The sequence below is a fragment of the Pedobacter fastidiosus genome (assembly GCF_014306625.1).
In the GTDB taxonomy this organism is placed as follows: domain Bacteria; phylum Bacteroidota; class Bacteroidia; order Sphingobacteriales; family Sphingobacteriaceae; genus Pedobacter; species Pedobacter fastidiosus.
Window position 1 is genome coordinate 98,508 of the sequence record NZ_JACRYL010000006.1, and the last position, 19,535, is coordinate 118,042.

The following is a 19,535-nucleotide window of genomic DNA, read 5'->3' on the forward strand; positions in this document are numbered from 1 at the left end:
CTTTCGGCTAATTTAATAAAAAGCCGGCAGTTAAAAAGCCTTAGAAAAGGTGATTAATTAATTATTCGCCACCACCCATAGACATTAAAGCCTGCATGGTAGTTTCTTCGTAACCTGTTGGAACAGCGATTGAAATTGCACCAACTTTAGCATCTGAAATTGATTTTAGAGTGTTTGTAGTTTCGATGCCTCTTTGAGTAATTGTATATTTTACCGGAAAAGCACCTAAACCTGGGAAATAAGATTGAGCACCGACATTTGGTAAATCTAAATCTTTAGTAGCCCATAATTCGTGAGCACCACCCTTATCATCTTTATAAGTATATTTTTCTGCATTATAACCAGCAATTGTTTGTTTTTCGCCAGTTGCTTTAAAATCTGTGTATTTACCCATACCAGCTAAAGCAGTTTCTACATCAGCTTTGGTTTGTTTAACCGCAAATTGTTTTTGAGCGATAGGCACATCAACTAAGATTAAACCAGTTTTCTCATTATTATCAGAAATGATGCTGATTAATGCTGGGCCTTGCTCCATTTCAATTTTAGTTAAACCATTGTTAAATTTAACTTTAACCTCTGCAGGTGGTTCTTGGCCGCCCATTGCAGCTTTTTGCTCATCAGTTAGTTTATATTCTAAACCATAAGTAAGCGTTCCTTCTGTGAGTTTTTTCTGTGCGTGTGCAATAATCGCAGCGCTAACTAAGATAAGCGCTACAACGCTCGTTTTGATTGATTTGAACATGTTGTTATTTTTAGTTTTATTGTTTTACCAGTTAATTTTTTCTTTATTTAGAAAAGATGCAATTCCTTTTTTAAAATCATCACTCTCTCTAACTCGAGCATTGATTTGAACAGCAGTTTCTAAACTTTTTTCTAAAGATGAATTTGTGGTCTGCGTAATTAATTGTTTAGTAATACTTAATGAATTACCAGAACTTTCGTTACACAAACTTAAAGCAAATTCTTTTACTTTCTGATGAATTTCTGATGAATTTGTTACAAAATTTATCAATTTATATTCCAAAGCTTGTGCTGCTTTGAAAATTTTTCCTGTTAGTAATATTTCTTTAGCTACAGTTTCGCTTACTTTGCGCACCAAAAAGCAGGAAACAATTGCTGGCACAAAGCCAATTTTAACCTCTGTATATCCAAAACTGCTTTCAGGCGTGGCAAATATTATGTCGCAAACATTGGCTAAGCCACATCCACCTGCAATTGCATGACCTTCAACCTGTGCTATAACCACTTTTGGTAAATAATAAATGGTTGTAAAAAGCTTTTTAAGGTTGTTTGAGTCAGCTACGTTTTCTTCAAAACTATTATTTTGAAGTTGTTGAAGGTACTCCAAATCGGCACCAGCGCTAAAAGCATCGCCATTTGCTTTTAATATAATCACTTTTACTAAATCATCTTCAGAAGCATCGATAAAAGCCTCCGTAAGTTCAGAAATAATTTGAGGGTTTAGTGCATTCCGTTTTTCCGGTCGATTAATTGTTATGGTGGCGATCCTATCCGCAACCTGATATAAAACCATTTTATCCATTCTATTGACTTAAGTCGATCAAATATGCTTTATTTTTCTTTAAAATATGGGCACCTATTTTATTATTTTCCGCAAATGTTTTAAACTCTTCAATTTTGTAATCCTTATTAGTTGCATCTATTATAAACGATTTGTAATGTGCTTCACTTGGAATGGTATTGAGTTTAAATTTGGTGTTGTTGTGCAACCATAAACTCGAAAATCCGCCTGATAGTTTTATGTTTTTATAATTGAGAGATTCATCAATCCATAGAATTTTATAATTTCCGAATATAATCTGACGATCTTTTTTTATAAAAGTGTTTAAAGCTGTATCCTGTTTTAAATTAATAAATTTTATATTTTGAATCTGAAATTCATCCAAAGCGGGCTTAACAAAAAAATCGTAATTCTTATTTTGTGGATCTAAATCTGTTAATAAGATCGCATCACGTCCTTTAATAAAAGCTGCTGAATAATTTTTTCTGAGACTAAAAAAGATAATTTTTTTCTGTGAGCTGGCGATAATATTGTCATAAAGTACCATCGATTGATAGGCAATAAAAATTAAGAGTGATGTGTATAAAAGCTTCTTGTTAAATTTTGCCAAAGAATAAACGAAAATGCTCAACGCAAGGCACATCAATAGTAATTCTGGCAAGTTAATCCAAACTGCAGAAAAGGTAGAGTAGGGTAAATCGGCTATCCATTTTAGCACCATATTGGTTGATACAATAATCCATTCAAATATTGGAGAAAGAAGATCTATGAATGGAACTAGAATGGAAATTCCTAAAATCATAATAATAATTAAAGGAATAGAGATGAATAGATTTCCGAGCAAAAAGTAAACGGGAAATTGATGGAAATAATAAATACAGAGCGGAAAAGTTACCAATTGAGCAGATAAGGAAAGTGCAATAAGTTGCCAAATTTTATCAAGCCATTTGTTTTTAATGTAGATCCATTTATAAATCTTAGGTTGAAGATAAATTAAGCCAAATACTGAGATGTAAGAGAGTTCAAAACCCACATCCCAAATTAGAAAAGGATCATAAATGAGCTGGCAAAAGGCTGCAAAAGCCAATATGTTATAGCTATTTTTATTTCGAGCAAAAGTTTTAGATGCAATAAAAATTGTGATCATAATCGCCGACCTTGCAACTGATGGCGATAATCCAGTAATGAGAGCGTAAATCCAAATTAGACCACAAATCAAAAAGAATTTGAAAATTTTTAGGATTCGTTTTTTATTCAGGAAGATTAGAAAGAAATCCAATACCAAGAAAATTATGGCTACATGACTACCTGATACGGATAGTGCGTGGATTGTTCCCGTTTTAGAATAAGCTGCTAAAGTTTCTTTACTTAAATCTGCCCGAAAACCTAAAATTAATGTTGATGCAACCGCAAAAGCTTCATCATCTTTAATCATTTTTCGATATTTTGCTACCTGTTTCTCTCTTAAATCTAAAGCATATTTAATAATCGGGTTTCCAATATTTCTTTCAGTTTTAAGGAGATGATTTTGATTGATGAACGTTTGCTCGTAGACATTTTGCCCAGCCAACCAATTTTTAAAGTTGAATTCTGCTGGATTAAAAGGTGGTTCGACTTCCAAATACTTTGCAGAAATGATTAGTTCGTCGCCATATTTTAATTTAACAGGATTAAGGCTGTCTAACTTTAGGGCCAAAAGTAATTGGCCACTTAGTTTAATTTGTTTCGAATTTTCGTAACCAGAAACTACTCTGGCTTTAAATCGAAGGATATCATTGGTTTGTTCAGGTTCATCATTTACCCAAATTTTTAAATAGGAATAACTCCTTTTAGTAAAATAATTTTCTCTCAGCTTTTCATTATTGAGGGTGCAAAGTAAACCGCCCAACATAAAGAAAAACACAAATATGAGAATGCCAGTAATTCCCTTAAATCGATGTGCATTTAGCTTCTTGTAAGCGAAATTAATTGCCAAAATGGAAATAAAAATTAAAGATATTATAATCTTCAACCAGAATAAACTTTGTTGATTTGCGAAGAAATAGAATGCTGCAATTCCAATAATCATTGGAAGTAAAATCCGAGCGAAGATGTATTCAGTTTTAAACATAATTTAAAATTGATACCTCAATTGAATTTTAATTTCTGACTTTTTATTGCCTTGAATTTCATCTAAATATGAACCAACTGTTTCTACATCTTTGTAAATAAACATGGCGTATCTGGCCCAGATATTTAATTTCTTGGCAAGGTTATACTTCAAGTTTAAGTAAGTTCGAAATCCTTTTCCGCTATACATCCCAAACGCAAAACTGTATAAAACATCATCCTCATAAGCATAAATTCTACTGTTGTAACTCGGTGTATTAAAATAAGCAATTCTTAAATTCCCTGTAATTTTAGAAAACATGGGAGAATAATCTACGTCTTGATAAACCAAATACCCAAACTCGCGATTAGCTTCTCCTTTTCTGTATTGAGAAACTTCCGCTCTGTTCTGGAAGCTCCATTTTTTATTTAATTGCCAACTTACCTCAACCCGATAACCTTCTTTCTTTACATCATCCAAGTAATTTATCGGAACCTCTAAATCAGTATTTTGCTGTTTGTTTTCTGTTTTAAATCTGGCTACTATTTTAAATGTTTTACTCGGTGTGTAAATCGCCTGACTTAAAATTTCATAACCTTTTGAGGGCGCATCTACACGGTATTTTAACCAGGGAAATTGAAAGTAATCTCCATAAATTGAAAACGACCACCGTTTGTTTGGGATGATGTTTAATCCTGCATAAAGTCCTTTTTCATTTACGGCTTCACTTGCTTCTGCCAAAGCCTGATTAAAAAAGTTATGATAATTTTTATCATAATCTCTGTAAGTTATCGCTGCCGAAACTGTGGATGATAAACTGATTAAAGCACCATTTACATAAGCTAGGCCACTGTTTAGACTTTTTCCGCCCTCACCAAAGAAATAAATATTTTTATAAGTGTAGTTGTAGTAAAGCCCAACATTTGTTAAGGAATTTCCGGTGAAACTGAATCGATCGTAAATGGCAGATTGCGTAATAAAACTATTTCCATATTTACTCTGATAAGCAATGCCTCCAATGCTTAGTTCATTTTTATTATATTGAACTACTGCTCCAAAAACTCTTTGACTCAACGAGCTTTTGTTTTCTATTTCTGAGGGCGTTCTATGCAAGCCCGTTTGATTAATGGTCGCTTAAACTAAATTTCCATCAAGATCAAAATCCTGGCTCGCATCTAAATTTCTAAAAGAAACGAAAGGAGTGAGATCGAAATTTTTATGAAGATTTATCGTGGCAGATGCGCCTCTTAAAAACGAATATTCATTTGCCGAAGTGTAAGGTTTTAAACCCAAATCTTTCTTGGCAACGCTGGTTACATCTGGCCCTTTACCGAAAGAAAATCCAGACCATAAAGTTATTCCTTGCCCAAATTGCAAAGTATAATCTCCAATTACAACCTTTTTAATTTTTCCTAGTTTGTAAAGTGCTATGTTTCCAGAAAAGAAATCGAATGGTTTTCCAATAAACTTTTCGCCAGCATCTTTATCAAAAGTTATGGCTGCAGAAACGATTGTTCCATAATGAAATCGATAACGTGTTTGAAATCTTTCTGGTGTGCCTAAATATCGGTTTCCGGGTAAATCAGTAAAACCCTTTTGCTTTTGCAAAGTTTGAGCGTAACGCATTACCACATCGTTTTCGCCTAGATTTATTAAGTTATGAAAGGAGAGTTTTTCATATTCTGTTGTGGCATTTAAGGTTACAAATGGAATTAAGCTTTCAACTGTTTTAACATCAAAGGCATCAATGGTTTGAAGTTCCAAAACATCAACAAAATTTCCATTTTCTTTGATGTAAGCGAAGAAATTGCTGATTTGCAGTGGCGATAAAAACACTAAAGTTTTCAATTCTTCTGACGAAGTCTTATTCAAGTTAATAGGATGCTTCTTCAACCGACTTAAAACTTCAATAAGCTCCGTCATGTCGTAATCATCAGGAAGATTTTCGGCGACACTTTCTAAAATATCTCGTACATTAACTTCTTGCTCGGCTATTTGCGCATTTGCAATGAAAGTGATCATCACCAGGAGCATGGTTAACATTCTAAAACGCATAACCTAGAGCAATTTGAGGTGCGTAACCTAGATTGGCATCGTAAGTTGTTGCCATATCCAATAGAAATTTCTTGTAATTCAAGCCGAAACCTGCATATTGTTTAAAAGGTTTAGCGCTTAAACCACCTCGTAAACTCAGTAAATCCATCATTTTATAATCAATACCTAAACTAACATCAATAGAATGATTGAGCGTTTTACTTACTGATGTAGCAATTAAAACTTTATCAGACGCTAAATAACTTACACCAACATTAAAAGAACTCGGAATTTCTATTAATACTTCCGAACTGCTAAATTTTTGTTTTGATGGATTGCTTACAAAAGCCCCGAAAGTAAATTCTTTATTGAATTGATAAAGGGCGCCAACATCCACAGAAAAGCCAGTTGATGAGCCATAATTCGCAATTTTTAGTTGATGATAATTTCCATTTAGAGCGATGGATAATTTCTCACTAAACTTCTTCGCATAGGCAAAACCGATTTTGCTTTCGTTGTATTCTGCAAAGCCATATCGCTGAAAACTGGCACCAACAAAATTGTTTTTAAACGGTATAACAGCCGCTAAGGCCTGCGTACTAATCTCAGTGCTGAAAAGATGTTTGATGTAATTTAATGAAACTGTTGGTCTCTCAAGCGAGGTTATTCCTGACGGATTTGCCTGCAACGCCCAAACATCGGTAACAGCTGCGCCATTGTTGCCCATGGCAGTTAACCGCGGACCCAAATTGTTTTGGGCGAATAAATAAAAAGGTGTGAGGGAGATTAACAATACATTCCATATCTTCATTTGAGGGCGTTAAAACCAGTAAATAAAAAATAGGGTGATTGTTGTTGGTTGTTCTAATGTAGAGAAAATTTAATCTAAAACAAAAAAATTGTTGTTGAGGTAATTATTGATTAAATTTGAATTATGGATAAATCAAATATTAACTTCGATACTTTGGTAGATACAATGTATAATTTACCATTAGAAGACAGGTTGGAATTGAAAGAATTACTTGAACACAATATTGCAGATTCTAGAAGAGATGAAATTGAGGCAAACTTAAAAGCAGCGAAGAAAGAATATAAATCAGCTGAGTTAAAATTTTCGTCTAATATCAATCAGCTTAAGAAAATGCTTTAGTGGAAGTTACTTTTAGTGATTCCTTTAAAAAAGCATTTAAAAAACGTATCCAGAACAAATCCGTAGAGGTAGTGTTTTGGGATAAGTTAAATCTATTTATTGAAGACCCTTTTAGTTCTAAATAGAAAACTCATAAACTCTCGGGTAAACTTAAAGGTTCTTGGAGTTTCTCTGTTGAATATGATTTAAGAGTTGTTTTCTTCTTCACAAAAGATAAACCCATGAAAGCCGTATTAGTAGATATTGGTAATCACGATGAAGTGTATTAATTAAAAATTAAAGTGCAATCAAAAGATTACTTGTGAACAATTAAATGATTAAATTTGATTTAGTAAAAATTGAACTATGGAATTACAAGTTGACATCGGCTTTGAACAATTAGTTAAGTTAATTAAAAATATGCCCGAAAAGCAATGGCTAAAACTTAAGCAAGAGGTAGACGAAAAATTGGTTAAAGAAAAAGACCGGGAAGACTATAAAAAACTTTTGCTAAGTGGTCCAACATTTTCTGATAAACAATTAGAAATTTTAATAGAAACAAGAAAATCAATTAATGAATGGCGGGAGAAATAATTCTGGTTGATACGTCAATACTTATTGATTACTTTAGAAAATCAGATAAAATAAACTCAAAATGGATTACTTTATTTGACGAGGGTTATGACTTCGTGATTTCAGCAATAACTTATTATGAGATATACTCTGGAGCTACAGAGGCTCAGCTTTCTTTTTGGAATGAAATATTAAGAAGAATAGATGTTTTGCCTTTTGATGAAAGAGCTGCAAAGACATCAGTAGAAATCAATAAAGAATTAAAAAAGAAAAGTCAACAATTGGCAATAGCGGATTTATTTATTGCGGCAACAGCAGTTTCAAACAACTTATCATTAGCTACTTTGAACATCAAACACTTTGAAAGAATTATAAACTTAGAAATTATAGCTTAATCATTACAACTCTTGCGCTAAATTCACTAAAAATCCTTTTAGTTTTTCTAACGAATCTATAATCTTTTGATTCTCTTTAACACCTGATTTATTATTCTTTAAGTAATCTTTAGCACCTTTCAAAGTGAAACCTTTTTCATCAACCAAATTGAAGATAATCTTTAAGTTTTCAATGTCTTCGGGAGTGAATAATCGGTTACCTTTCTTGTTTTTCTTAGGTTGAAGAATGTCGAATTCCTTTTCGTAAAAACGGATTTGCGACGCGTTTACATTAAACATTTCAGTCACTTCGCCCATGGTATAATACATTTTATTAATGTCTCTTTCTTTATACGGCATAACTTGTGCTTGATTATTAGGGTTTTACAACGATTAATTAAAGTATTCAAATGTAGCTCGATTTTTCCTTATTAACGCAATAAAATTTTAATTTTGTTCCTCCAATAATATACTAATGACAGCACAAGAGATAAGACAGGCATTCCTAGAATTTTTTAAAGAGAAACAACATCATATTGTTTCATCGGCACCAATTGTGGTAAAAAATGACCCAACGTTAATGTTTACCAATGCTGGCATGAACCAATTTAAAGACTTGTTTTTAGGAGAGGCGCCTATAAAATATCCTCGTGTTGCCGATACTCAACGCTGTTTACGCGTTTCTGGAAAGCATAACGATTTGGAAGAAGTGGGGATCGATACTTACCACCATACCATGTTCGAAATGTTGGGAAATTGGAGCTTTGGCGATTATTTTAAGAAAGATGCTATCGATTGGAGCTGGGAATTATTGACCGAAGTTTATAAAATTCCGAAAGAAAAAATATACGTTACCTATTTTGAGGGTGATGAAAAAGAGGGCTTGGAAAAAGACCAAGAGGCTTACGACCTTTGGAAACAATATGTTGATGAAAGCCATATTTTACCAGGAAATAAAAAAGATAATTTCTGGGAAATGGGTGATACTGGTCCTTGCGGTCCTTGTTCTGAAATCCATGTAGATTGCCGTACCGATGAAGAAAAAGCTTCGGTTGATGGCGCAACTTTGGTAAATGCTGACCATCCGCAGGTTATCGAAATCTGGAATAATGTGTTTATGCAGTTCAACCGTTTAAAAGATGGTTCGTTGCAAAGCTTGCCAGAAAAGCACGTTGATACAGGAATGGGTTTCGAGCGTTTAGTGCGTGTTTTACAAGAAAAAACTTCTAATTACGATACAGATGTTTTTCAACCGATGATTCAGTTTATTGCTGAAAAATCTGGAATTAAATATGGTGCTGATGAGAAAACCGACATTGCAATGCGTGTTATGGCCGACCATATTCGTGCTATATCTTTTGTAATTGCCGATGGTCAATTGCCCTCAAATAATAAAGCTGGTTACGTTATCCGCAGGATTTTACGTCGTGCTGTACGTTACGCTTATACATTCTTAAACTTTAAAGAGCCGTTTTTAAATCAATTGGTTCCTTTATTGGCCGAACAATTTAAAGGTGTATTTGATGAATTAATTTCTCAGCAGGATTTTGTTCAGAAAGTAGTTTTGGAAGAAGAAGTTTCTTTTTTGAGAACTTTAGGTAATGGAATAATACGTTTTAATGAATATATAAATTCACGAAATACTTTTGATGAACATAATCAAGGTTACACTTTGCCGAAAGAAAAAGAGATTGAAGGAAGTTTTGTATTTACACTTTCAGATACATTCGGCTTTCCTTTAGATTTGACTGAATTAATGGCTAGTGAAATTGGTTGGACTGTAAATGTTGACGGCTTCAACAAAGCTTTAGCTGAACAGAAAAATCGTTCTCGTGCTGCTACCGCCATTGATACAAGCGATTGGATTACAGTAAACGCTGATGACCAAAGTGAATTTGTAGGTTACGATGATTTAGAAATTGAAACGGAGATTTTAAAATACCGTAAAGTTAAAGCAAAAGGAAAAGAGCAATATCAAATCGTATTACGTCACACGCCTTTTTATGCAGAAAGTGGTGGTCAGGTTGGAGATACTGGTCGTTTAGAAGACCATAGTCGCCAGTTTTGGGTTGATATTACCGATACGAAAAAAGAGAATGGTTTAACTGTTCATTTCGCAGATATTCTTCCTGATAATTTGGAGGGCAAGTTTTGGGCTGTTGTTGATGAAGATAAGCGTGTTTTAACTGAAGACAATCATTCGGCTACACACTTATTGCATGCTGCTTTGAAACAAATTTTGGGTAAACATGTAAATCAAAAAGGCTCGCTGGTAAATGCTGACTATTTACGATTTGATTTTTCTCACTTCGCTAAAGTAACCGATGAAGAACTGGCTCAAATTGAGGTAATTGTAAATCAGAAAATAAGACAGAATATTAAATTAAAAGAACAGAGAAATGTTCCATATCAAGATGCGATTGAAAGTGGCGTTACGGCACTATTCGGTGAAAAGTATGGAGATTTTGTCCGAATGATCACTTTTGACGACCATTTCTCTAAAGAACTTTGTGGCGGAACACACGTAAAAGCTACCGGGCAAATTGGTTCTTTCAAAATTATTTCTGAAAGTGCTGTTGCTGCAGGCGTTCGTAGGATTGAAGCGATTACTGCAGATAAAGCTGAACAATATTTCTTAGATCAAAGGAAAGAACTAGGAACTTTAAAAACTTTACTTAACGGTTCGAAAGATTTGTCAGCGTCTGTTCAAGCTTTGCTTGATGAAAATGCAAAACTGAAAAAAGAGATTGAAAAATCTACAATAGAACGTGTTAATATTTTGAAACATGAAATTGTTCATCACGTTCGTGGAATAAATGGTATTAACTTAATTGCAAAACATATTGATTTGCAAAGTGCCGACGCAGTTAAAAATCTTGCCTTCTCATTAAAAGATATGATAGATAATTTGTTTCTGGTTTTTACTACAGAAATTGATAGTAAACCCGGAATTACGGTAATGCTTTCTGATGATTTAGTGAAGAAGGGAATGAATGCATCAAATATTGTTCGAGAATTGGGAAAAGAAATTCAAGGCGGTGGCGGTGGTCAGCCGTTTTACGCAACTGCTGGTGGTAAAAATTCTGCTGGTTTAGCAGCTGTTTTAGAAAAGGCTGAGGGATTTATAGCTTAATAAGACATTATTCAACAAGTCGTCATTTCGACAGTAGAGGAGAAATCTTTGTAAATAGTCAACGTTCAAAGATTTCTCTGTTTCGCTGCGCTCCAATCGAAATGACGGATTGAATTTTGGTTTCTGTAAATAAAATTACTGTTTTTGTTGATTAAACGCGATTGAAGTGTAAATACTTTAAAAAATGTAGCAACCTTGAATATGCTGTCATACTGAGGCACGAAGTATCTACAGCCGATGAAACAGATTCTTCGTTCCTCAGAATGACAGAAGTTTTTTTTAAAGATTGCAACGAAAAGCGGGATGGAACCAAACAAAAGAACTTCTGCAATTGCTTTCCAAATAAAAAAAATCTGAAATAAATTCAAGTAACAGCACATAAAAAAAGAGGCCCGAAAGCCTCTTTTATATTTTAATGTCTGCCGTGTTTTTCTCTGTGTCCTCTAGAGAATAAACTCGAATTTACTCTGCTGTCATGACGTCTATAATCAACGCGTTGTGGTCTGTAATTATTTCTCGGTGCACTATATCTAACTCGGTTTCCACCTCCATAAGATGATCGGTAATAATTGGAATGATTGGAGTATTTAACTCTATGCGTATTGTAACTTCTGTATGGACTATTCCCATAAACAACTACTTTTCTACCTCTATGTAGATCGTAGCCTCTGTATCTTGCAGGCAGGTATCTAGATCTTGTCCAACGATTTCCGCTTAGATAAACAAATTGCCTTTGCGGTACATAGTAGTAAGATTGAACTTCTGGAAGATAATAATAATTAACATCTTGGTAACCAGCTGGCACCCAATTGGGTTGAGCACCTATGTTAACGTTTAAACTAATTTGAGCGTTTGATTGATTAGATGTTAAAGCCACGATACCTACAATCGCGGAGATGATTAATAACTTTTTCATAATCTAATGTATTTGTGTGTACAATTAAATATTCAAACGCTGTGCCAAAATTTCTATTGTAACAGAGATATAAAAAAAGGGAACCCCTTTCGAAATTCCCTTGTGCATTACATCTTATATATTAATGTTTTCCTTTGCCATTACCTTTTCCCTTATGGCCATTTCCGTTCCCATTATTCCCTTTTCCATAGATTTTTTTTGCTTGTCCTGGAGGCATTCCGTGTGGATGGCCTTTAACAACATAATATTTGCTATCTCGACTATCTCTAATAACTAATTGACCTTTATTGCCTTTAAATTTCCCATACTTTACTTTATCATTCTTGAAATTTAAGTAAGGTTTTGGGGAGTTAATTACAACTTTGTATCCGTTGTATAAATCATAGTTGCCATATCTTGAAGGTAAATTATTCGCAAAAACCCAATCATTTCCATTTAAGTAAACAAATTGTTTCTTCGGTACATAATAATAACTTTCTACATCTGGGAGGTAATAATAATCTACGTGATCGTAACCTGTAGGACCCCAAAGTGGTTGCGAACCAATATTTACATTCACATTTAATTGTGCTTTTACTGAAATGCTGAGAAATGAAACCATCAGTGCTGCAGCGATTAGAAATAATTTTTTCATAATTGATTATATAAGTGTGTTTGGTATTTAATGCCAAAGCCCATGCCAAAAACTAAAAAACAAAAAAGGGAACCTCTTTCGAAATTCCCTTGGCACAACTAAATAATATAATTAATGTCTGTCGTTTCCACGTTTTGGATCATTTCTATCCGGACGATTGTTTCCGCCTTTATTCCCTGCTGGTCGACCGTTATTTTGAGTTGGCCTTACTTGTTGAGCAGGTCTGTTAACTACTTGCGGACGACTCGGGCGGACATTGTTTTGTGGGCGAACAACTTGAGCTGGTCTGTTATTTGAGTTGTAATTAGGATGTCCTTTTACTACATAATATTTTGTATCACGACTATCTCTAATCACTGTTTGACGACCACCGTAGTTTTTGTATCTGCTGTAATTAGTTACATAATAATTGTTCTGTAAATATGGCCTTGGTTTATTGATCACCACTTTATATGATCTGTATAAATCGAAATTACCATATTGAGCGGGCAAACTATTTACCCAAACCCAACGACCGCCATTGGAAATAATATATTGGCCAGATGGGACATAATAATAAGCATCAATATCAGGGAAATAGTAATAATCTACATGATCGTAACCTGTTGGCCCCCAAACTGGTTGCGAACCAATATTTATGTTTAAACTAACCTGTGCTTTCGCATTGTTTATGCTGAATAATGAAACCATCAGAACTGCAGCAAATAATACTAACTTTTTCATAACGTTTTTAAATTAAGGGTTTCTTTTTGTGTTTGGTTAATAGACGGTGAGTTTGCTCACTAGTTTAATTATGATAATCTGTTTTAACATTCTTTAACTAAATTTCTTATTACGAATTACATTGAGTAATTTTACTCATTGTATTGAGTAAATTGTAAATTATGTTTGAACGTATTGAATTACAAAGGGTTATAAAGGTGCTGAACGAACCAAAAAGATTTATTCAAGTGCTTGTTGGGCCAAGACAGATAGGGAAAACTACCTTAATTAATCAATTGGTTCAGAAAATTACTGTGCCCTATTTGTTTGAATCTGCAGATGCTGTTCCTGCATCAGATAAAACATGGATTGAGCTAATCTGGAATAATTCACGCCAAACAATAAAGGAATTAGGTGTTAATGAATATCTTTTAGTAATTGATGAAATCCAAAAAATAGATAATTGGAGTGAAATTGTAAAACGATTATGGGATGAGGACATGAGAAATGGAATCAATATTAAAGTGATTTTATTGGGCTCATCAAGACTACTCATCCAGCAAGGATTAACGGAATCATTAGCTGGTCGTTTCGAATTAACTTATTTAGGGCATTGGAGTTTTACCGAGATGGAAAAAGCTTTTGGTTTCACAGCAGAGCAATATGTTTGGTTTGGTGGTTATCCTGGTTCGGCAGGATTAATTGATGACGAAGAACGTTGGAAAAATTATGTTTCAAATGCATTAATAGAAACTAGTATTTCAAAAGATATATTGATGCTCACCCGAGTGGATAAGCCTGCCTTAATGAAAAGATTATTTGAATTAGGTTGTTTATATTCTGGTCAAATTCTCTCTTTTACAAAGATTTTAGGTCAGCTATCTGATGCAGGAAATACCACGACATTATCTCATTATTTGCAGCTATTAGATACGGCTGGATTATTGGGTGGGATTGAAAAATTTGCTGCAGATGTGATTCGCAAACGTTCATCGAGCCCAAAATTTCAGGTTCACAACAACGCCTTAGTTAGCGCTCAACGAAACGAATATTTTGAAGAGATAAAGAAACAACCTGCCGAATGGGGCAGAATGGTCGAATCATCAATTGGTGCACATTTATTAAATTCTTCTCTTGTGGAGGGTTATAAAGTATTTTATTGGCGACATAGAAATGATGAAGTAGATTTTGTTTTAGAAAAGCGAGGCAAGGTAATCGGCTTAGAAGTTAAAAGCACAGGTTTGGTAACAGGAACTTCAGGCATGGCCGCATTCAGCAAAATGTATAAACCAGATAAAGTGCTTATGGTTGGTGCAGGTGGCATACCATGGCAAGAATTTTTAAAAATTTCTCCAGTTAGTCTTTTTTAAAAAACATTAAAATAACAGCAGATTTATAAGGATTAAACTAATCATCATATTTGATTTTTGTTTTTCCTGGGATAAAAATTCGTGCTAATTTTGTAGCAAATTAAGTTTAGTTAATAACTATATTTGCTCCATAAAATTTAATAATAGATAAGCCTAAATCTGTGTTTATCTGTGTTCATCTGTGGTTAATAAAAAATAAATGTCTTTACAAGAAACAAGCCCACAAACTAACTACGAACTCGTTTCAGGACTAGAAATTCACGTTCAGTTAAATACCAATACCAAAATATTTTCTGCTGATAGTGCTTCTTTCGGAGCTTTGCCTAATCAAAACATTTCTACAGTATCATTAGCATTGCCTGGTGCTTTGCCTAAACTGAATAAAGAAGTTATAGCAAAAGCAATTAGAATTGGCTTGGCTTTAAATTGTACAATAAATCAAACCAACCATTTCGACAGAAAGAATTATTTCTATGCAGATTTGCCTAAAGGTTATCAAATTACCCAAGATAGCCAACCCATTTGTGTTAATGGTTTTTTGGAAGTTGAGCTTTCGGATGGTTCGACAAAGAAAATCGGAATTAACAGAATCCACTTAGAAGAAGATGCAGGAAAAAGTATTCATGATCAGGATGAAAATTATTCTTTGGTTGATTTAAATCGTGCCGGTGTTCCTTTAATCGAAATTGTTACCGAACCAGATATTCGTAGTGCTGAAGAGGCTTCGGCTTTGCTAAGTGAAATTAGAAAGTTGGTTCGCCATTTAAATGTGAGTGATGGCAACATGGAGGAGGGAAGTTTGCGTTGCGATGCAAATATTTCTATTCGCGAATATGGTGCAACGGAATATGGAACCCGTTGCGAAGTAAAAAACCTAAACTCTATGCGTAACGTACGTAGAGCAATGGATTTTGAATTCGGCCGTCAAGTTGAGGTAATTTCTAATGGCGGAAAAATTATTCAGAGTACCTTAAACTTTGATGCTGATAAAGGAACAACATCGCCAATGCGAACTAAAGAAGAGGCAAATGATTATCGCTATTTTGCGGATCCAGATTTGCAACCCGTAGTAATTTCTGATGATTGGTTGGCTGAGATTAAATCTGCAATGCCCGCTTTACCAAATGAAATTTCTAAACAGATGATTTCTGAGTTTGGAATAAGCAAAGCTGATGCTGCACTTTTTGCCGAGGATATTGATCTGTTAAGTTACTTTAATCAAGCCTTATCAACCGTAAAAAATAAAAAAAGCTTAATAAATTGGTTAATTGGGCCAATTAGAGCAATGTTGAATGACCGAGGAATTTCTATAGCCAACTATAAAGTTAAAGCGGAACAATTGGCCGAAGCCGTAAATTTGGTTGATGATAAAAAGATTACCCAGCAAATTGCCATTCAGCAATTGTTGCCAGCTGTTGAAGAAAATGAAAACTCCAATGTTGTGAGTTTAGCACAATCCTTAAACCTTTTGATTTCCGAAAACGGAGATGAATTGGGTGGATTTATTGATGAAGTATTAAGTAAATATCCTCAACAAGTAGATGCATACAAGAAAGGCAAAAAGGGCGTTTTAGGTTTGTTTGTTGGCGATGTTATGAAGTTGGCAAAAGGCAAAGCAGATGCTAAAAAATTAAATGAATTAATCCTCGAAAAACTAAAATAGAAACACCATATCCGTAAAAATACCATAATGAAATTAAAACAATTAAGCCTAATCATGCTCATCGCAGTTGCGTTTGTTGCGTGTAAACCCAAAGATAGCTTTGTAATAGATGGGACATTTCAAAACCCAGGTACAGAAAAGAAAGTATTTTTATTTGGAATGCAGGGTAGTACAATGATTGCGATAGATTCTACAAATCTTTCTGAAAAAGGAGAGTTTAAATTTATTCGTAAAACGCCATCTGTAGATTTCTTTCGAGTTTCTGTAGGCAACCATGAATTTATGCTTATCGCCCAAAACGGGGATGAAATTAAATTAGAAGCAGATTTAGCCGATAAAACATTGGCCTATAAAATTTCTGGAGCACATGAGGTTGATAAATTATCGGAGCTAAACGGAATTAGAAATAACTTCGCCAAACAAGCAGAAAGGTTACAAGCAGAGCTTGAAGCCAAAGTAGCTAAACAACCTCAAGACAGAAGCGCCATTTTGGAGCAACTAAAGCCTCAATACGAATCTTACATTAAACAACTAAATGCTTCAATTTTAAAGTTTGCAGCTGATAATAAGGGAACACTAGCGAGTTTCTATGCGATGAATACTTTAAGTCCGCAAGAGTATGAAGCAGAATTGGTTAAATTTAGTGATGAGATTAAGGAAGAAATTAAAGGAAATGCTACTGTAGATACATTTGTTAAACAGATGGCGATGTTAAAAGCGGTTCAAGTTGGCCAACCTGCACCAGCATTCACAATTAACACTGCAGAAGGAAAAGCGGTAAATTTATCAGACTATAAAGGTAAATATGTACTGCTTGATTTCTGGGCATCTTGGTGCCAGCCTTGTCGCCAGGAAAATCCAAATGTGGTTAAAGTTTACAATAAATATAAAGATAGAAACTTCGATATTTTGGGAATTTCTTTAGATACAGACAAGGCAGCGTGGTTGGGAGCAGTAAAAGCTGATGGTCTTGCATGGACTCATGTGAGTGAGCTCAAGGATTTTAATGGTGGTACCGTTAGAAAATACCAAGTTCAGGCAATACCAACATCTTTCTTAATTGACCCAACTGGAAAAATTGCAGCCAAAAACCTTCGTGGCGAAGAACTGGATGCTTTTTTAGCGAAAACGTTACGTTAAAAGAAACTCAATGTTAAAGTAATTTAAGTCGTTAACAATTTCTTAACTTAGGCTTAACTGTATATTGCATCATAGACACTACTTTCGTAACAAATATTTAATTTATGAACAATCCCGGTCAGAAAATATTAATTGTTGATGATGAACCAGATATTCTGGAATTGATTGAATACAATTTAAAGAAAGAAGGATATCAGGTTTTCTTAGCCTCAAACGGACAAGAAGGTATTACTGTTGCAAAAAAGGTTCATCCTGATTTGATTATTTTAGATATCATGATGCCTAAAATGGATGGGATAGAAGCTTGTCGCTTAATGAGAGCCATTCCAGAATTCAAAAACACCTTTATGGTTTTCTTGACTGCCAGGAGCGAGGAGTATTCAGAAATTGCAGGTTTTAATGTTGGTGCTGATGATTACATCGCAAAGCCAATTAAACCTCGTGCTTTGGTTAGTAGAATCAATGCGATTTTACGACGGAATTCTGGCACAGAAGAAATATCAGAAAATAAATTAGAAATAGGTGATTTAGTAATTGATAGAGAAGCTTATTTAGTTTTTCAAAGCGGGAACAAAGTTGTTTTAGCAAAGAAAGAATTTGAGTTGCTTTATCTTTTGGCTTCAAAGCCCGGTAAAGTTTATACACGAGAGTCCATCCTTAAGAATATTTGGGAAGATTCTGTAGTTGTAACCAATAGAACGATTGATGTTCACATCCGTAAACTTCGTGAAAAATTAGGCGAAACTTATGTATCGACCGTTAAAGGAGTTGGATATAAGTTTGAACTTTCTTAAAGCTATTTAAAAAATATATTAAGCCATGTACTCACTGATCATTCAGAAAGTATGTGGCTTTTTTGTTTTCTTGATATTAGTTATTATATTGTATTCCAGATAATTAAATAAATAAATTATGGCAGGAAATTCAATAAATCGTTATCATTTCTCAGTAGATTGGGGTGGAAGCAGAATAGGTTTTGCAGAGGTGTCTGGACTAGATATTGAAATTGAAGCAGTTTCTGTTAGAGATGGCTCAAGCGCTGCTGATAGTGGAAGAAAAATTCCAGGGATTCGTAAATTTTCAAACATCACCCTTAAACGCGGAATTATTAAAGGAGATAATGATTTTTTCAATTGGATAAATACCAAATCTGTTGGCAATATTGAACGACGAGATTTAACCATTAATTTATTGGATGAAAGCCATAGTCCTATTTTTACATGGCAGGTAAAAAGCGCATTTCCTGTTAAGTACATTGGCCCTATTTTAATTTCGAATGATAGTGAAATTGCCCTTGAAACACTCGAATTAACCCATGAGGGCTTAACGGTAATCGCTCAATAACATCATATCTGAATTGGATTTTCTGTAATAGCTAATCCAATTTCTAATAAACCGTTAACCTTTTATCTATGGTTAATTTCTAAACCAATTAAATAAAATCGTATTTTTGCGCCTCATTAATACTTGCACAGTTTGAAGTACCCAAATTTTAAAGACCTTATTCTTTTCGAAGACAACGATTTTATTGTTATTAACAAACCGCCATTCTTAGCCTCTCTTGATGAGCGTGGAGGTTCGGGAGAAACCAATGTATTGCGACTAGCTAAACAATATAGCGATGATGCGCAGGTTTGTCATAGGTTAGATAAGGAAACTTCTGGGGCTTTAATTATCGCCAAAAATCCTGAGGCTTATCGCCATGCATCTATGCAATTTGAAAGACGAGAAGTAGACAAAACCTATCATGCTGTTGTAGATGGCCATGTAATTTTCGATAAGTTGCTAATTGATTTACCTATTTTAAATGACGGCAATAAAAACGTAACTATAGATAGAGCAGAAGGAAAAAGAGCCGAAACCATTTTTGATTCCTTAAAATATTACAAGCATTATACTTTGGTAGAGTGTAAGCCAATTACTGGTAGAATGCACCAAATCCGCATCCACTTGGCCACTCAAAGAGCCGCAATTGTTGGTGATGAAATGTATCGTGGTAAGGAAGTTTTCTTATCCTCCATTAAACGTGGGTATAAATTAACCAAAGGCGAAGAAGAGCAGCCGATTATGAAACGGTTTGCATTACACGCCAGGCATTTGGTTTTTAAAGGTTTAAACGATCAGGATATCGTAATTGATGCACCTTATCCAAAAGATTTTGCGACCTTAATTAAGTTGCTGGATAAATTTGATGCTTAACTAAACAATAAAATTGGCTCACTAAATCAGTTTTGTTACATTTGGAACATTCGCTCT

Annotated in this window: 20 protein-coding genes; 10 read left to right on the forward strand and 10 right to left on the reverse strand. The window is 34.3% G+C overall.

Going from position 1 to position 19,535, the window contains the following annotated elements:
- Positions 1-61: 61 nt before the first annotated feature.
- The 6 genes from H7U22_RS08085 to H7U22_RS08105 are packed head-to-tail and all read right to left on the reverse strand — an operon-like array spanning position 62 to position 6,456.
- Positions 62-742 (reverse strand): DUF4412 domain-containing protein, encoded by a 681-nt coding sequence (locus H7U22_RS08085; protein ID WP_187070842.1) that lies wholly within the window; start codon positions 740-742, stop codon positions 62-64.
- 24 nt (positions 743-766) lie between these two features.
- Positions 767-1,543: an enoyl-CoA hydratase/isomerase family protein gene (locus H7U22_RS08090; protein WP_187070843.1), complete on the reverse strand. Its 777-nt coding sequence runs from the start codon at positions 1,541-1,543 to the stop codon at positions 767-769.
- Position 1,544: 1 nt separating this feature from the next.
- The gene (locus H7U22_RS08095) at positions 1,545-3,632 is read right to left on the reverse strand and encodes a ComEC/Rec2 family competence protein (RefSeq protein ID WP_187070844.1); all 2,088 of its coding nucleotides are present in this window, start codon (positions 3,630-3,632) and stop codon (positions 1,545-1,547) included.
- A 3-nt stretch (positions 3,633-3,635) separates the two neighbouring features.
- Positions 3,636-4,685: a hypothetical protein gene (locus tag H7U22_RS23040; RefSeq protein ID WP_248284700.1), complete on the reverse strand. Its 1,050-nt coding sequence runs from the start codon at positions 4,683-4,685 to the stop codon at positions 3,636-3,638.
- A 60-nt stretch (positions 4,686-4,745) separates the two neighbouring features.
- The gene (locus tag H7U22_RS23045; RefSeq protein WP_248284701.1) at positions 4,746-5,666 is read right to left on the reverse strand and encodes a helix-hairpin-helix domain-containing protein; all 921 of its coding nucleotides are present in this window, start codon (positions 5,664-5,666) and stop codon (positions 4,746-4,748) included.
- Positions 5,656-6,456, reverse strand: a complete 801-nt coding sequence (locus H7U22_RS08105; protein WP_187070845.1) for a PorV/PorQ family protein — start codon at positions 6,454-6,456, stop codon at positions 5,656-5,658. Before H7U22_RS08105 ends, H7U22_RS23045 begins: the two co-directional genes overlap by 11 nt.
- Positions 6,457-6,579: 123 nt before the next feature.
- On the opposite strand from H7U22_RS08105, the gene H7U22_RS08110 reads away from it, so the two are divergent.
- From H7U22_RS08110 to H7U22_RS08120, 3 genes are all read left to right on the forward strand, one after another.
- Entirely contained in the window at positions 6,580-6,795 is a 216-nt protein-coding gene (locus H7U22_RS08110) for a hypothetical protein (RefSeq protein WP_187070846.1), read from the forward strand.
- 345 nt (positions 6,796-7,140) lie between these two features.
- A complete protein-coding gene (locus tag H7U22_RS08115) occupies positions 7,141-7,368 on the forward strand; it encodes a hypothetical protein (RefSeq protein ID WP_187070847.1) in 228 nt (75 codons plus the stop codon).
- Positions 7,353-7,742 (forward strand): type II toxin-antitoxin system VapC family toxin, encoded by a 390-nt coding sequence (locus H7U22_RS08120; RefSeq protein WP_187070848.1) that lies wholly within the window; start codon positions 7,353-7,355, stop codon positions 7,740-7,742. Before H7U22_RS08115 ends, H7U22_RS08120 begins: the two co-directional genes overlap by 16 nt.
- Before the next feature lie 3 nt (positions 7,743-7,745).
- Here the strand turns inward: H7U22_RS08120 and H7U22_RS08125 are convergent, their stop codons facing one another.
- Positions 7,746-8,081 carry a MerR family transcriptional regulator gene (locus H7U22_RS08125; RefSeq protein ID WP_109928129.1) on the reverse strand — a complete coding sequence of 112 codons (336 nt, stop codon included), beginning with the start codon at positions 8,079-8,081 and terminating at the stop codon, positions 7,746-7,748.
- A 115-nt stretch (positions 8,082-8,196) separates the two neighbouring features.
- Here H7U22_RS08125 and alaS point away from each other — a divergent pair, with 115 nt between their 5' ends.
- Positions 8,197-10,854, forward strand: a complete 2,658-nt coding sequence (alaS, locus tag H7U22_RS08130) for an alanine--tRNA ligase (RefSeq protein ID WP_187070849.1) — start codon at positions 8,197-8,199, stop codon at positions 10,852-10,854.
- Positions 10,855-11,266: 412 nt separating this feature from the next.
- Here alaS and H7U22_RS08135 read toward each other — a convergent pair whose 3' ends face one another.
- The 3 genes from H7U22_RS08135 to H7U22_RS08145 form a co-directional block, all read right to left on the reverse strand.
- Positions 11,267-11,770 (reverse strand): hypothetical protein, encoded by a 504-nt coding sequence (locus H7U22_RS08135; protein WP_187070850.1) that lies wholly within the window; start codon positions 11,768-11,770, stop codon positions 11,267-11,269.
- A gap of 121 nt (positions 11,771-11,891) precedes the next feature.
- Complete coding sequence (locus H7U22_RS08140) at positions 11,892-12,404, reverse strand: hypothetical protein (protein WP_187070851.1); 513 nt, start codon at positions 12,402-12,404, stop codon at positions 11,892-11,894.
- Between the two features lie 111 nt (positions 12,405-12,515).
- A complete protein-coding gene (locus H7U22_RS08145) occupies positions 12,516-13,127 on the reverse strand; it encodes a hypothetical protein (RefSeq protein ID WP_187070852.1) in 612 nt (203 codons plus the stop codon).
- Between the two features lie 161 nt (positions 13,128-13,288).
- Between H7U22_RS08145 and H7U22_RS08150 the strand changes: the two genes are divergently transcribed.
- The 6 genes from H7U22_RS08150 (at position 13,289) to H7U22_RS08175 (ending at position 19,478) form a co-directional block, all read left to right on the forward strand.
- Positions 13,289-14,476 (forward strand): ATP-binding protein, encoded by a 1,188-nt coding sequence (locus H7U22_RS08150; RefSeq protein WP_187070853.1) that lies wholly within the window; start codon positions 13,289-13,291, stop codon positions 14,474-14,476.
- 199 nt (positions 14,477-14,675) lie between these two features.
- Positions 14,676-16,139, forward strand: a complete 1,464-nt coding sequence (gene gatB / locus H7U22_RS08155; RefSeq protein ID WP_187070854.1) for an Asp-tRNA(Asn)/Glu-tRNA(Gln) amidotransferase subunit GatB — start codon at positions 14,676-14,678, stop codon at positions 16,137-16,139.
- A 27-nt stretch (positions 16,140-16,166) separates the two neighbouring features.
- Positions 16,167-17,279, forward strand: a complete 1,113-nt coding sequence (locus tag H7U22_RS08160; protein WP_187070855.1) for a TlpA family protein disulfide reductase — start codon at positions 16,167-16,169, stop codon at positions 17,277-17,279.
- Between the two features lie 104 nt (positions 17,280-17,383).
- Positions 17,384-18,073, forward strand: a complete 690-nt coding sequence (locus tag H7U22_RS08165; RefSeq protein ID WP_187070856.1) for a response regulator transcription factor — start codon at positions 17,384-17,386, stop codon at positions 18,071-18,073.
- A gap of 118 nt (positions 18,074-18,191) precedes the next feature.
- Entirely contained in the window at positions 18,192-18,623 is a 432-nt protein-coding gene (locus H7U22_RS08170; RefSeq protein WP_187070857.1) for a phage tail protein, read from the forward strand.
- Positions 18,624-18,755: 132 nt separating this feature from the next.
- Entirely contained in the window at positions 18,756-19,478 is a 723-nt protein-coding gene (locus H7U22_RS08175) for an RluA family pseudouridine synthase (protein WP_187070858.1), read from the forward strand.
- The last annotated feature ends 57 nt before the right edge of the window (positions 19,479-19,535 follow it).

What these genes read in the sequence shown, in the direction of transcription:
- H7U22_RS08085 (WP_187070842.1), bottom strand. Translation starts at nt 742, where the DNA reads ATGTTCAAATCAATCAAAACGAGCGTTGTAGCGCTTATCTTAGTTAGC.
- H7U22_RS08090 (WP_187070843.1), bottom strand. Translation starts at nt 1,543, where the DNA reads ATGGATAAAATGGTTTTATATCAGGTTGCGGATAGGATCGCCACCATA.
- H7U22_RS08095 (WP_187070844.1), bottom strand. Translation starts at nt 3,632, where the DNA reads ATGTTTAAAACTGAATACATCTTCGCTCGGATTTTACTTCCAATGATT.
- H7U22_RS23045 (WP_248284701.1), bottom strand. Translation starts at nt 5,666, where the DNA reads ATGCGTTTTAGAATGTTAACCATGCTCCTGGTGATGATCACTTTCATT.
- H7U22_RS08105 (WP_187070845.1), bottom strand. Translation starts at nt 6,456, where the DNA reads ATGAAGATATGGAATGTATTGTTAATCTCCCTCACACCTTTTTATTTA.
- H7U22_RS08110 (WP_187070846.1), top strand. Translation starts at nt 6,580, where the DNA reads ATGGATAAATCAAATATTAACTTCGATACTTTGGTAGATACAATGTAT.
- H7U22_RS08115 (WP_187070847.1), top strand. Translation starts at nt 7,141, where the DNA reads ATGGAATTACAAGTTGACATCGGCTTTGAACAATTAGTTAAGTTAATT.
- H7U22_RS08120 (WP_187070848.1), top strand. Translation starts at nt 7,353, where the DNA reads ATGGCGGGAGAAATAATTCTGGTTGATACGTCAATACTTATTGATTAC.
- H7U22_RS08125 (WP_109928129.1), bottom strand. Translation starts at nt 8,081, where the DNA reads ATGCCGTATAAAGAAAGAGACATTAATAAAATGTATTATACCATGGGC.
- alaS (WP_187070849.1), top strand. Translation starts at nt 8,197, where the DNA reads ATGACAGCACAAGAGATAAGACAGGCATTCCTAGAATTTTTTAAAGAG.
- H7U22_RS08135 (WP_187070850.1), bottom strand. Translation starts at nt 11,770, where the DNA reads ATGAAAAAGTTATTAATCATCTCCGCGATTGTAGGTATCGTGGCTTTA.
- H7U22_RS08140 (WP_187070851.1), bottom strand. Translation starts at nt 12,404, where the DNA reads ATGAAAAAATTATTTCTAATCGCTGCAGCACTGATGGTTTCATTTCTC.
- H7U22_RS08145 (WP_187070852.1), bottom strand. Translation starts at nt 13,127, where the DNA reads ATGAAAAAGTTAGTATTATTTGCTGCAGTTCTGATGGTTTCATTATTC.
- H7U22_RS08150 (WP_187070853.1), top strand. Translation starts at nt 13,289, where the DNA reads ATGTTTGAACGTATTGAATTACAAAGGGTTATAAAGGTGCTGAACGAA.
- gatB (WP_187070854.1), top strand. Translation starts at nt 14,676, where the DNA reads ATGTCTTTACAAGAAACAAGCCCACAAACTAACTACGAACTCGTTTCA.
- H7U22_RS08160 (WP_187070855.1), top strand. Translation starts at nt 16,167, where the DNA reads ATGAAATTAAAACAATTAAGCCTAATCATGCTCATCGCAGTTGCGTTT.
- H7U22_RS08165 (WP_187070856.1), top strand. Translation starts at nt 17,384, where the DNA reads ATGAACAATCCCGGTCAGAAAATATTAATTGTTGATGATGAACCAGAT.
- H7U22_RS08170 (WP_187070857.1), top strand. Translation starts at nt 18,192, where the DNA reads ATGGCAGGAAATTCAATAAATCGTTATCATTTCTCAGTAGATTGGGGT.